Here is a 13264-nt window from a genome sequence, read left to right as displayed (position 1 = left end):
ACTGCCCTCTTTGGCATTTCTCCATATATTCGTTTCAAATCCTTAAAGAAAGATTTCGTAGTTAAGTGGTTCCTTGTAGGGTATATCTTGGCATAGATTATTCTTTTAGAATCGGGATTTATAGCCGCGTATAAGAACCAGTACTGGCTTGCAAACTGTACTTTCAACTACTATGGTGTCTGGTAATTTACCAGCATAAAGCTGTACGCACAAGTCGAATTTCTGTACCCGGTAATGTACTCCCCTGTAACTTATCGATTCACCAAGATATGATAATAGTTCTGAGGTTTTCCTCAAACTTAAGTCCCTGCTGGTACACAAGTATGGATAATGCTATGGCTTTTAGATTTCTTCTTTTCCTTTGCACGAAAGATTTAATGTCTACCGGTATTAGATTTAATAATACATTCTGTTCCATTTTTTCATCCCCTTTAAATAAGGGATGAATCCCCCCTATTTATTTCTTAACTGTAACAGTGCCGCTCAAAAGAGCATAACTTATTTTTCCAGTAACCTTGTGACTTCTGCAAGCATTTCCGGTATGGGTATTTCCTGAGGGCAGCGCTCTGCACATTGTCCGCAATCTATACAGTTGGATGCCATTCGTTCATCTCCTACGTGGGATGCATAGGCCCTGCTGGCATCTTCTATATTTTCATAAAGCATAGCATTATTGAGGTACTTGAAGTTGAGGGGAATCTGCACACCTGCAGGACATGGCAGGCAATACCTGCAACCTGTGCAATCAACAACAAGTCTATCACGGTAGATTTCCTGTACCTCACGTATCAGTGAGTGGTCTTTTTCAGTCAGGGAATGTGGCAATGCTTTATTTGCTGTTGCTAGATTTTCTTTCAGTTGCTCGAGATTGCTCATACCGCTTAAGACCATACTTACCTGCTCAAGATCCCAGATATATCTCAATCCCCATTCTGCCGGTGTACGTTTGACTTCGCTTTTATCCCAGATTTTCATTATGTCATCTGGTACCATATCGGCCAGGCAGCCTCCCCTCAAAGGCTCCATAATTATTACTCCAAGGTTTCTTGATGCTGCATACAGTAAACCTTCGTGGCCTGCCTGATAATCGATGTCAAGATAGTTGTACTGGATCTGACAGACATCCCATGGGTAGGCATCAACGATTTCTTTGAACAAAGAGACTTCATCGTGAAAAGAAAAACCCACATAACGGGCTCTTCCATCTTTTTTAATCTGATCAAGGAAATCAAATAGTCCAAGTTCCACAAGTTTTGGCCAAAAGTCCCGGTTGAGAGTATGAATTAGATAAAAATCAACGTGATCCGTACCAAGTCTTTCAAGTTGTTCATCAAAGTAGTGATCCATATCTTCCCGGCTTTCAATGTTCCATGATGGCATTTTGGTGGCGATATTTACTTTATCCCTGTAACCATTTTGTAACGCTTTAGCCAGCAGAGGTTCACTTTTACTTTCGTGGTAAGGGTATGCGGTATCAAGATAATTTATCCCCTGGTCAATGGCATAGTGAATTATCTCGCAAGCTCTTTTCTCATCAATGTGCCCTGGATCGCCGTTCATTATGGGCAGCCGCATACAACCCAGCCCAAGGGATGAAATTTTCTCACCTGTTTTTCCAAGTGTACGGTATAACATGCTAAAATGTGGTATTTCGGTGATAATAAGCTTTGGTATTCTGACTATTAGGTTCTGATTATTCTTACGAACCTGTAGTACATAATAATTATGAGTACTACATTTGTAAGAATTTACAAGTTATTTATGGTATTTTTGCACAGATAGTATTTTGCAAGCAAATTCATATTCATTATGGATTGCAAGTGATGGTACACATGAGACGTGGTAAACTCGAAATTATGATAGACATACTTAAAATTGTACAGAGAACAGAAGCAACAAAAACTTCTATCGTATATAAGGCAAATCTGAATTTTAATCGTGCTGATAATTACCTTGAAGCTCTTATAGATCAGGGACCTATCACAAAGGCATCAAATCGCTATTTAATTACAAATCTGGGGGCAGGTTATCTCCAGAAAATGAGTGATGTCAGAGAGGTGTTAGAAGCACCAACCTGTTGAAATAACTTTAGGTCAAATTTACAATTATTAAATTTATTGATCATTGCTATCGTATTGACGGTAATGCTAACTATTTTTACTGATTCCTCAATACAATTATTCATAAAAAGTAACTTTGTTTTCGGGAATTGTAATAATAAAGTTTATAATCTATGCTGTAAAATTGCAAATGGGGGTATATAATTTGAAAATAAGAATGTTGAATTCAAGAAATGAAATTAACAGACTGGGCAAAGATGAAAATTTCATCCACTTTTCGTTTAGGCCAAGTGACATAGATATTCTGGAAATACTCAAAAATTGTCCAAACCTCAAAGCAGCCCAGATTCCGCCTTCTTACATGAAATCCCTTTCGGAAAATGTGCCAAAAATACTGAAAATGCAGGGAGTGGAATTACTTAAAGGGGATTTGAAGGGTACTAAAGTTATAAAGTATATGGAAATTACAGATAAATAATTTTGTTTTTATTTAATTTAGAAGTAAAATAATTGCAGTTGAGCCATTTTCAATTTCTGTATGGAATATGCAGAATTTTCTTTTTGGGAAATGTGAATAGGAGTCCTTGCTTCTTATCCATAGTTATGAAATAGTATATTACAAAAAAAGAGATGTATGGTGCTCCGATCGGGATTCGAACCCGAGTCTTCGGCTCGAAAGGCCGGAATGATTGGCCGGACTACACTATCGGAGCACAGTTGACCGCTATCTAAAAGCGACCCTACTATACGTTACTATTATATATAGTTTTTGTCAGGTCTGATTTTGTTTTTCCTTGACAAGTCTTAATATCCATTCAGTAAGAGCTTCGCAATGTTCGGGGTGACACGCAAGCCTGCAACCTGTGCACGGAGAGAACATTCCTGCTGCAAGCATAAGTTCATAGGATTTCTCATCCGGTGTTGTCGCTTTAATAAGATAGGTGCGTGACCCGTTGGTTACAGCTGGTTCCCTGGTGATCTTTCCTTCTTTCATCATGCGGGAAATCAGACGGGAGCACTTACGACTATCAATGTTTAGATCCTTCCATAGTTCATTCTGATAAACACCGTCATGGTGCTTGCGAATTAGACTCAATGCCTCTTCTTCAATTTCCATGAATAACCCGTAATTATTGTGTTTCAGCCGGTACGATTAAGATAATGTTGTTTCCTCTCAATACTACAGAGCCCAATGAACGCTGACGCTCCTCTTCAACCATCTCAAAGGTATCCTCCAGATGGAGATTCATATAATCATCGGCACTTTTCAGAATACCATCAAGTAAACTGTGGTCGCCTTTCATTTCAACCTGAATTCTGGATCCAACAAGTTTCTGTACCTTCTTATTCGGGAACAAAATAAAATCCTCACACAAATATCATTTTTAAATATAGATTAAATCAAAATACGCGAATGTAAACTGTAGTCTCCCCTATTTATGCCTAACGATTATAATCCTGCAGGTTTAAATATATTTGCTCCCTGTTCAGATATACCCTTGAAGATGTGAACTGTCATCATCTACCGGCTTTTTGGCAGAAGTATTCTGCGCACTCTTCCGGACAATCGGGCCAAAAGCAGCTTCATATTCTTTGATATGTTGGTCGAGCCATCTGGAGAGTTCCATTGCGGCCAGAGGGGACAGGATTACTTCTGATTCGAGGTTACGCTCGATAACCTGTTCATTGTCATTTGAAACTCCATGAGGGGTATCATTATAAAAACATATCCTGAAATCGTAAGGACTGTGTCCACCCATTGCCCCGATGGCATATACCTGATTGAAATGATCTGGTTTATGCAACTTGATTTTCATATTCTTCTTTTGAGATTGCCCTTCTTTTTTATCCTCAGCCATAACCTTATCCTCGTTTCCAGATTTCATAAACCTTATGCCTTAATATGTTTTGCATTTCATCTGCCGGCTTCCACACTCTTTTTCAAATCCTTTGCCTGTTTTGCGATATCCGGTTTTGAATGGGCACTTGCCATCATTTCAATAGCATCAAGGTTGCGGATAACGCCATCAAGGTAGCCATAAAGATCACCAACATACGCACTTATACCATACTTTTCGTTCAGCCTGGCTGCAATCTTCTCTGGATCGCGACCACCAGCGCGCATCCTGATTATCATTTCGGAAAAATTCTTTTCAGCACATCCACAATACGGGCTCTCTTTACATCCACATGTCAAAAAATCAGTAGCGAATTCGAAGAGTTGATCCCGGATCTTCTCTTCCAGCTGGGATAGGTTATCTCCTTCAAATACAATATCCAGAGCCGCTCCCTGAAATACCCGGGATGGCATATTCACGTTCAGTGCTGCTGATATCTGGGGTGCAAACTTAAAGTAAACCGCATCGAAGAATTCCAGATTGGCTGCAATCTCGATCGGGTCCTGACCTGCACGTACTGCATCCCGGATAAGGAATGCACGTGAAGCAGAGAGAAAGTGTCGGGCTGCAATACTGCCCATTCGGGTCAATTTGATACCATCGCCTTTCTGTGTCAGGAACCGGTATTTTTTCAATTTATTTACAATGGAATTAAGATCAATATCCTCCACCATTTTGCTGCATATATAGTTCAGGTCGGTTTTTGAATTTGTGACTGCAACCGAAGCCAGAACTTCCTCTTCCTGCTCTTCCTGACCATATTTCAAATTCATTTCTTCCATCCGGCCTTTGAGCAGTTTTACCGCCATCTCGTCTTCTGTCACGGCCTGTCCGCCCCCGTATGTCTTATCAGGACTTGCAAGCAAAACTACCACACCTCTGTCATGATAATCCGGTCTTCCTGCTCTTCCAAGCATCTGTAAGAATTCTTGCAGGTTTATCCAGTCAATTCCCATTGCAAGGGATTCAAATATCACCTGTGAGGCAGGGAAATCAACACCTGCTGCCAGAGCTGCTGTTGTCACTACCACAGGAAGTTTTCCTGAGGCAAACCTGTCCTCAACTTTTTTACGTTCCGGATTGGCCAGTCCCGCATGATAAGCAGATGCCTGGATTGGCAGGGCATTTGCAAGACGATGACAGTTTCTACGGGAATTTGTAAAGACGATGGTCTGGCCCTTATGACCTTTTGAAGATACCCGATTGTATTCCTCACGTATAAGACGGGTCATTATTCTCAATTTGCTTTGCTGGGGGCAAAATATAAGATGTCTCTCAATCGGGACCGGACGATGTTCATACTCCACAAGTTCAGCATCCAGATGTTTTGCAAGGGCGTGGGGACTTCCTACAGTTGCAGAAAGATAAATGAACTGTGCCCCTGGTGCTGCATATTTGAGACGTGCAATAACACCATCAAGACGGTGCCCGCGTTCTTCATCTTCCAGCATATGGACTTCATCTATGACCACTGTACCAATTTGACCCAGCATATCTGCTTTGGAAGAACGCATAATGTAGTCGATCCCCTCATAGGTTCCGACAATAAGGTCCGTATCAAGAGAACGTGACATTTTTTCCGTTTTGCGCGTTTTTATACGAGAACTTCCTATACGTATTGAAGTCTGGAGTCCAAAACCTTCATATTTTCCAGTGAACTGGCTATATTTCTGGTTTGCCAGAGCAACCAGCGGCACCAGATAAAGCATCTTGCCTCTTTTTTTCAGAATATTCTCTATACCGGCCATCTCCCCGATCAATGTTTTACCGGTAGCTGTTGCCGAGGTCACAAGAAGGTTATTTCCTTTTAGTAAACCCTTGCGTACAGCAATACTCTGTACAGGTAATAGGTTTTTAGATTTTTTTAATAATGACTTCTTGAATTGGCCGGATATTGGAAGTTTACTTATTGGATATGGGTTCTGATCTTCTTTTGAAGCTATTGTGTCGTATCTTGTAACTTCCGAATCAATTTCTTCAGGATCTAGCATGCCGATGGTGCGATCAAGGTCTTTTGTCTTGTTTAAAACATCAAATATGCGCTGTATGGCCTCATCAGAATAATGGCATTGGGAGTTACGCAGAGCCCGTTTCAGTTCTTCCTGTGCACACGTTTCACAGATGCGTTCTCTCTGATGAGAAATAGATTTCTTGTTCACAAAATTGAATTCCTTATTGAGCAGACAAAAACGACACACATCTACCATTTCACCCGTAAGGTGGAATCCGCCGAGCATTTCGATAATTTTTTTGTGGGTTTTGGCATTTCCCTGCCTGGTAATCAATATTCTCTCCGAACGTCTGAGTATCTCTATAAATTCCTCGGGTGCACGGTAATCCTGTTTCTTATCTTTCGATACCAGAAATCGTAAGGGTCGTGGTCCTGCGCTGGTACTTCGCAGAGTTAGTTCACCTACTATTGCAGGAGTTTTTTTTCGGTCTTTAATCAGCATTACTGTGACCTTTCCTTTTAAAGGATAGAGAAGAGTCCAGAGGGTCATATTCTGTCATAGACGTATTTCCCTATTATAAAGTAAGCGTCTTCTTCGTATCATACTATATATTTGATCAATATTATTCAGTATATTTTAGCGTAAAGTTTTATAAATATGCTCCATATAGTAATAGTTAGTAGTGAAGGGTATGATATGCAGAATAACAATAATGGACATCTTGAAATTCAGCAAATGACACAACCACCAAAAAGCAAGAATGTTTTGGGCAATTCAGATAAATATTCAGGGAGTGTATCTGCTGATGAATCAAAACCTATTATTATGCCTACGGGAATATCCTTACTTGATGACAGTCTCAGTGGGGGTCTTCCGTCAAGTTCATTGGTCTATTTTTCTGCAGATCCTCTATCGATGTCCGAAGTTTTCCTGTATCAGTTTTCCCAGACAAGGAAAACTTACTATTTTGCCACAGGTCGGCGCCCCAAATATATCCATCAGGACATAGTAAACTTAGGCTTTGATCCATCCAATATTATTTTTGTTGATGTTTATGGAGAATACTACTTTACGCAAACAGGAGAAATGGTCAGCAGTGTGGGCAATGAGTTTGTTGATTCAAAGATAATCGAATTCACCGAATACAATTTACAAAATATTGCTCTGGATGCGGAAGATGATGAGGTAAATGTAATATTTGATACTTTTTCCTTTTATACCAACCTTAATGTCAATACAGGCCTGATCAAACGTCTATTAAACATGCTTTATGAAACAACAAAACAGATGGTTTCACTAACTTATCTTTACAGTCTGAAAAGAAGTAGTCCAGAAGCACTTGAAAGTGATCTCTTCAATTCCGCAGATGTGATATTCAATGTATTCATTGAACGATCATCTGACAAAATAATAAACAAACTCTCAATCCCAAAGATCAGGGGGATGGTCCCTACTTCTGATGTTATTAAGTTCAATGTGGCAAACGGAGTCCATATTGATACATCAAAAGATGTTGTCTGATCTTAAAGGCATGCATGATCTTTTGCCAGCCTGCATGTACATGTCCGCTTCTCATTCATGGAAAGGAATGAGCTGATAACAAGATCAAACAGTACCTTTTCCCGGTTTTTAATAACGCTAACTACTTCATCTGCGGTCAATCTTTCATTACCCAGGCCACATGCAGGGTTGGTAACTGTACATATTGAGGCATAACAGATTTTCATTTCACGGGCAAGTATAACTTCCGGCAGGCCGGTCATACCTACAACATCCCCAAATGAAGCCATCATTTGTATCTCTGCTTTAGTTTCAAAACGCGGCCCTTCAGTACATATATATGTTCCTTCAAAGAGGTCTTCCCTGTTTTCCTGCAAAGTATTTATGAGGGATTGTCTGAGTTTCGGGCAGTAGGGTTGGTTCATGTCCACATGTACCGTCTGGTCATGATAATATGTGGATTCGCGCCCTTTTGTAAAATCAATGAAATCATCAGGGATAAAAAATGAGCCTGTAGGGTGGCCTTTCATGGAACCTACAGAATTTGTGGCTATTACCTGTTTGACACCAAGTTTTTTTACTGCACATATTATGGCATGATAGTTGATTCTGTGAGGGGGGATATGTGGGCCTGTTATCGAATGTCTGGGTATGAAGGCAAAGTTGATACCCCTGGTTTTACCTATAAAACACTCCGCATCCCCGTAGGTACTTGAAATGGTCATTTTTTCATAACCATTACTTTTGAGGAAACCTACGCCTCCAATTATAGCAAAAGAAATGTCCCTGTGCATTTTTATTTCTCTCGATTGCCTGAAAAGGATAACTTTACACCTGCAAGAGCCGAAATTATGGATAACACTATCGAGTAAATGAAATATTGTAAGCTGAAACTGCCTGCTGTAGATTCGGATGGCAGGGAACTTATTGATAATATATATTCACTGGAACCCCATAGGAGAAAACCTGCTGCAATTACAAAGAGGACAGGAGATAGTTTTCTCCAGCAAAAATGTTTTTCCATTTTTAGGTCAATTATTTTTCCTGCAATCGCAAAAAGGAAGGCTGAAACATACCACCATACGGATTTGTTTATGAAAACAGTCACAAGAGTAATCAATCCATAATACCAGCCACCTCCTGTTGTATAGTAACCCCACAATTCCAGAGCTCCCATTATGGTTGCGATTATTATCAGCAACCCTGCGGCCATATAGGTGACAAAGGTCATCTGGCCTGCATAGAAGGCTTGTTTCATCTTTTCCCTGACAACGGCAAACGATTCGTCCAGATCGAATCCCCGGTATAACATATAAATGCCAATGGCAGCTGAAATCCCAATGATTGCTCCTTCCGGATATCGGGCCAGAAGGAAAATGGCATAGATAAGAGCTGCAAGTCCCAGGGGGACAAAAAATGTCTGGGATATCTTGGGATCATTGAATGCATGTTTTAGAATGTAATATGTACTTTCAAGATTTGCGCTTTGTTTAACGACAATCCTTTTTACTGAATCGATTTTTATTCTTGATTGAACAATGGGTAAAAGGGTTTCGTCTTCAGCTCCATCGGAGACAAAAATGGCCTCCTGTGGAGCATAGCGGGAAAGTATATCATCAAGCTGGCGTGATATGCGCTGGTCGGAAATCACACCTACATTCCGGTCTCCTGCAAAAGAGACCAGTTCAACATCTGATCCTTTTTCTTTCAGCTCGTCATAAACATGGATTCCGCCAAACAGTGTATTGACATCTGAATCTTCCGGATCTGCAGACGCAAGCCTGACAGCAGCATCTACGTGAGCCTCTCTGCCTATAATTGGTGTTTGGACCCATGCTTTGTCCCCAAGATCATTGTCCCGGTCTATACAGATTACCAGAGTTTGCATTGAAGTTCTAGATATAAATTAATACAAAGTTATATATAGGTTATCTGAGGCGATCCTTTTCATGCAAATCCTTCAATCAGCCGACGTGCCCAGTTAAGTTTTTTCTTTTTGGTCTCATCGACATTGTCATCATCAAAATCAAAACCTACCAGAGTCATGGAAGTTGCCCCCAATTGATGAGCCATGAAAACACACCGATCGCCGTCTGTAAAGCCTCCAAAGTTGAATAGGCCATGTGGAGGTTTTGTCTGGGATGTACCGATAATATTGGTTAAAAGAGGTACAAAAGAGAGAATTTTGTCTGTATTGTCGCCATGGGCATGCACTACCATTATGGCTCCTTTTTTGTTTGCCTCAATCTCTTTTTCAACATCTCCGTCAAGATCAGTTACAATCACGTCCGGGAGAAGGCCTTGCTCAAGCAGAACTGATGTTGCACCATCGGCAGCAATGATTGCATGGTCTGAAAGGTCTACCTGCTCAAGATCTTTTTTCAGGGTGGGCGCATTACCGCAAATTAATGTATCTTTGCCCTTGATAACATCAGTAAGACCGTTTAGGTCTGCTTTTACAGGTCCGATGAGAAGATTTGAAAGAAGCTGTGCAGCATCAGCATCAGCATTTTCGGAAAAATCGAAATCTTCTACTATTTTTTTGTATATTGGTTCCCATTTGTCATATTCCATTCAAATTCCTCAGTTAGCAGGGGATATTCCAATATGCACATCTATACCTTCCACATTCCAGTCTTTTACCAGAGTGCCTGTAGCATCCACATCAAAGCCAATTAGCTGAACCTGTGATCTGACCTCTTTTGCGATGTAGTTTTCCCTGTCCAGCACCAGGTCGACAATCCTTTCATCATCTATACGGATATGTGCAAGAATGTTCTCATCCACTTCCAGATCGAGTTCCTTTCGCATGTCCTGTATCCTGCGGATCACTTCACGGGCAAAACCTTCGGATTCAATATCTCTGGTGAGGTTTGCATCCACATAGATTCTCCCTCCGCTGAAATCTGCTACAGCAACCATTGAAGGTACTCTGTCCTCAAATTTGACCATTTCGGGGGTTAAGGTTGCAGGTTCACCATCAAGGGAAATCTTCATCTTTCCATTTTCCAGTCCTTTTTTCAATTCATTTGCATCGGCTTTCTGGATATATTGGATGACTTTGCCTGCATCCTGTTTGAAGACCGGTCCTATAGAGCTGTGATTTGGGGAAGCCTCTACTCCAAGTTCATCCCAACTGTTATTAACTTCCACAATATCTATATCCCTGGCATTTGTCTGGTCCATAAGGACAAAACGCAGGTCCATTACAGCATCATAGACCTGTCTGTTTTCAGGTTCAATGATTATGCGGCTGACCGGCCAGCGTAGTTTTCTTTTTACTTTCTGGCGGGCATTGGATGCGGCTTCAACCATGGCACGCACAACCGTCATTTTTTCTTCAAGATCGGTATCCTTAAGTGATTCATCCACTTTTGGCCAGTTACACATGTGAACAGTTAGATATGCATCGGGATCGACGTTTTTCACAACATTTTCATACATTTCTTCTGCCAGATAGGGCATAAAAGGGGCAATTACTTTGCAGAGGTTTACAAATACATCATAAAGAACCCTGTACACTGCCAGTTTGTCAGGATCATTCGCCTCGTTCCAGGTACGGGGTCGAATGAGCTGGATGTACCACCGGGAAAGATCCTCCAATACAAACTCATTGAGGGTCCTGATAGCACGATGCAGGAGGTACTGTTCCATTGACCTGTCCACTTCTTCTATAACGGATTGCATCCTGGATAATATCCAGCGGTCTTCTTTGCGCAGGTATGGCTCAACTGCTTCAAAAGAGACTTCCTGTGGATCAAATTTATCCAGGGCCATGTAGGGAAGAGGGAAACGATAGACATTCCAGAGAATATTTATTGTCCGGTGGATCGTTGCAAGTTCATCCTGGTTAAATTTCAGGTCTTCCCAGGGGGCACTTGAAGAAAGCACATAGCAACGCAGGGAATCAGCGCCGTATTTTTCGATGACTTCATGAGGCTGGACCACATTACCCAGACTCTTTGACATTTTCTTTCCTGTGCTATCCAGTGTAAACCCGTGCATCAGCACACTCTTGTAAGGGGCCTGTCCAAAAGCCACCATGCTGGCGCCAAGCTGGGAATAGAACCACCCTCTGGTCTGGTCATGTCCTTCTGTTATGAAATCTGCAGGCCACCATTCATTGAACTGGTCTTCCCGGTGAGGATAGTTCAGTGTAGCCCATGATGCCACTGCGGAATCAAACCATACATCAAAAACATCTTCAATCCTTGACATACGGCCGCCACAGTCACATGTTAATTTGATTTCGTCCACATAGGGCCTGTGGAGCTCGGTGTCTGGATCAACATCGGCAATTTCCTGCAGTTCCTTGCGGGTTCCTACGACCTTGAGAGATTCACATTCCTCACATCTCCATACAGGCAGGGGGATTCCCCAGTAGCGTTGTCTGGATATGCACCAGTCCCTGGCCCCTTCGATCCAGTCCCTGAATCTTGCAGAACCGGCCCAGTCAGGATGCCAGTCAACCTTCTTTATTTCTGCAAGCATATCTTCCTTCAGGTCACCAATCTTGATAAACCACTGTTTGGTGGCAAGATAGATGATAGGTGTCTTACATCTCCAGCAATGGCCATAACGATGTGAGATGGTATCATCGGCAAGTAGGAGGCCTTTTGCATCAAGGTCTTCCATCACAACGTTGTTGGCATCCCGGATATTCATACCTTCATATTTGCCGGCCTCTTTGGTGTAGTGGCCGTTTGAACCAACAGGGCAGAAAGCAGGAATATCATTTGCCTTTCCTACATCAAAGTCGTCCACACCATGCCCGGGTGCAATGTGGACACAACCTGTATTTTCAGCAGTTACAAAATCGGCAAGATAAACCCGATGATCGAATTTGGATTGTTCCGGTATGTTTTCCACAAGTGGATGCTCATAGTCCATGCCAGCAACACCTTCACCTGGCATTGTTTCAAGGATTTCATAATCTGTGTACCTTCCTTTTTTAAGTACACTTTCCACAAGATCGGAGGCCATTATCAATATTTCTTCCTTATCCTCTTTCACGGCCCTGACCTTTGCATATTCAAAATCAGGATTTACAGCCACAGCCATATTTGCAGGGATGGTCCAGGGTGTGGTAGTCCATATGACAATATATGTGTCATTTTCATCTTTTACTGCAAATTTGATGAAAATGGAAGGGTCGGTACGATCCTCATATTCAACTTCAGAATCTGCAATTGCTGTTTCACAGCGGGGACACCAGTTCACTACCCTTTTACCCACTTCAAGCAGATCTTTTTCGTAAGCCTGTTTGAGGGTCCACCAGGCAGCTTCTATGTATTCATCCTTGAGAGTCATGTAAGGGTCTTCCCAGTCCAGCCATGTCCCAAGGGTGCGGAACTGGTCTGTCATGGCATCCTTTTGTTTCAGGGCAAATTCCTTACATTTATCAACGAATTTTTCGACACCATAACTTTCAATGTCTTTCTTTGATTCAAAACCCAGGACTCCTTCAACTTTTACTTCTATGGGGAGGCCGTGCATGTCCCAACCGGCCCGGTCTACAATATCATGCCCATTCATGGATTTGTAACGAAGTATGGAGTCTTTGATAATTTTGTTCCAGGCGGTACCCAGATGTATATGTCCGGTAGTATATGGTGGGCCGTCCACAAAGAAAAATCGCTTTTCTCCACGGCGATGTTCTCTTACTTTCATGTAGGCATGGTTATCCTCCCAGAAATTGTGGACTTTTTCCTCGATTTTTTGTGCATTATATTGATCGGTAACTTCCTTGATCATAATAAGTAATCTCCATGAACAGCTGATATTCTGGTTATCCTAATACTACAATGGGTTTAAATAATTTAGCTTTAAATAATTCGTGAATCTTTTATGCTGA

Annotated in this window: 12 protein-coding genes and 1 tRNA gene; 3 read left to right on the top strand and 10 right to left on the bottom strand. The window is 41.6% G+C overall.

Features of this window, described 5'->3' with window-relative positions; all coding sequences use genetic code 11:
- Positions 1-498: 498 nt before the first annotated feature.
- On the bottom strand, positions 499-1635 hold the full coding sequence (locus tag CP947_RS00680) for an aldo/keto reductase (RefSeq protein WP_096711351.1): 1137 nt from the start codon (positions 1633-1635) through the stop codon (positions 499-501).
- 197 nt (positions 1636-1832) lie between these two features.
- Between CP947_RS00680 and CP947_RS00675 the strand changes: the two genes are divergently transcribed.
- Complete coding sequence (locus CP947_RS00675; RefSeq protein WP_096711610.1) at positions 1833-2081, top strand: winged helix-turn-helix domain-containing protein; 249 nt, start codon at positions 1833-1835, stop codon at positions 2079-2081.
- A 184-nt stretch (positions 2082-2265) separates the two neighbouring features.
- Complete coding sequence (locus CP947_RS00670) at positions 2266-2538, top strand: DUF1699 family protein (RefSeq protein WP_096711350.1); 273 nt, start codon at positions 2266-2268, stop codon at positions 2536-2538.
- A gap of 157 nt (positions 2539-2695) precedes the next feature.
- Here the strand turns inward: CP947_RS00670 and CP947_RS00665 are convergent.
- The 5 genes from CP947_RS00665 to CP947_RS00645 form a co-directional block, all read right to left on the bottom strand.
- Positions 2696-2773 (bottom strand) — tRNA-Glu (locus CP947_RS00665).
- Positions 2774-2832: 59 nt separating this feature from the next.
- Complete coding sequence (locus CP947_RS00660) at positions 2833-3177, bottom strand: helix-turn-helix transcriptional regulator (protein WP_096711349.1); 345 nt, start codon at positions 3175-3177, stop codon at positions 2833-2835.
- Between the two features lie 13 nt (positions 3178-3190).
- Entirely contained in the window at positions 3191-3418 is a 228-nt protein-coding gene (locus tag CP947_RS00655; RefSeq protein ID WP_072358175.1) for an LSM domain-containing protein, read from the bottom strand.
- 129 nt (positions 3419-3547) lie between these two features.
- The gene (locus tag CP947_RS00650) at positions 3548-3919 is read right to left on the bottom strand and encodes a DUF3467 domain-containing protein (protein ID WP_096711609.1); all 372 of its coding nucleotides are present in this window, start codon (positions 3917-3919) and stop codon (positions 3548-3550) included.
- A gap of 56 nt (positions 3920-3975) precedes the next feature.
- Complete coding sequence (locus CP947_RS00645) at positions 3976-6459, bottom strand: DUF5814 domain-containing protein (RefSeq protein WP_096711348.1); 2484 nt, start codon at positions 6457-6459, stop codon at positions 3976-3978.
- Between the two features lie 147 nt (positions 6460-6606).
- On the opposite strand from CP947_RS00645, the gene CP947_RS00640 reads away from it, so the two are divergent.
- Positions 6607-7431, top strand: a complete 825-nt coding sequence (locus CP947_RS00640; RefSeq protein ID WP_096711347.1) for an RAD55 family ATPase — start codon at positions 6607-6609, stop codon at positions 7429-7431.
- A 2-nt stretch (positions 7432-7433) separates the two neighbouring features.
- On the opposite strand, the gene CP947_RS00635 is transcribed toward CP947_RS00640, so the two are convergent.
- The 4 genes from CP947_RS00635 to ileS are packed head-to-tail and all read right to left on the bottom strand — an operon-like array spanning position 7434 to position 13164.
- Positions 7434-8204, bottom strand: coding sequence for an MTAP family purine nucleoside phosphorylase (locus CP947_RS00635; RefSeq protein WP_096711346.1), 771 nt, complete (start codon positions 8202-8204; stop codon positions 7434-7436).
- A gap of 2 nt (positions 8205-8206) precedes the next feature.
- Positions 8207-9298 carry a DUF373 family protein gene (locus CP947_RS00630; RefSeq protein ID WP_096711345.1) on the bottom strand — a complete coding sequence of 364 codons (1092 nt, stop codon included), beginning with the start codon at positions 9296-9298 and terminating at the stop codon, positions 8207-8209.
- Positions 9299-9357: 59 nt separating this feature from the next.
- Positions 9358-9984, bottom strand: coding sequence for a 6-hydroxymethylpterin diphosphokinase MptE-like protein (locus CP947_RS00625; RefSeq protein WP_096711344.1), 627 nt, complete (start codon positions 9982-9984; stop codon positions 9358-9360).
- 9 nt (positions 9985-9993) lie between these two features.
- Positions 9994-13164: an isoleucine--tRNA ligase gene (ileS, locus tag CP947_RS00620; RefSeq protein WP_096711343.1), complete on the bottom strand. Its 3171-nt coding sequence runs from the start codon at positions 13162-13164 to the stop codon at positions 9994-9996.
- Positions 13165-13264: the final 100 nt, after the last annotated feature.

The organism is Methanohalophilus euhalobius (genome assembly GCF_900215215.1).
In the GTDB taxonomy this organism is placed as follows: Archaea; Halobacteriota; Methanosarcinia; order Methanosarcinales; family Methanosarcinaceae; genus Methanohalophilus; species Methanohalophilus euhalobius.
The sequence above is the reverse complement of the archived record's forward strand: the minus strand, read 5'-3'. Positions and strand labels throughout refer to the sequence as shown.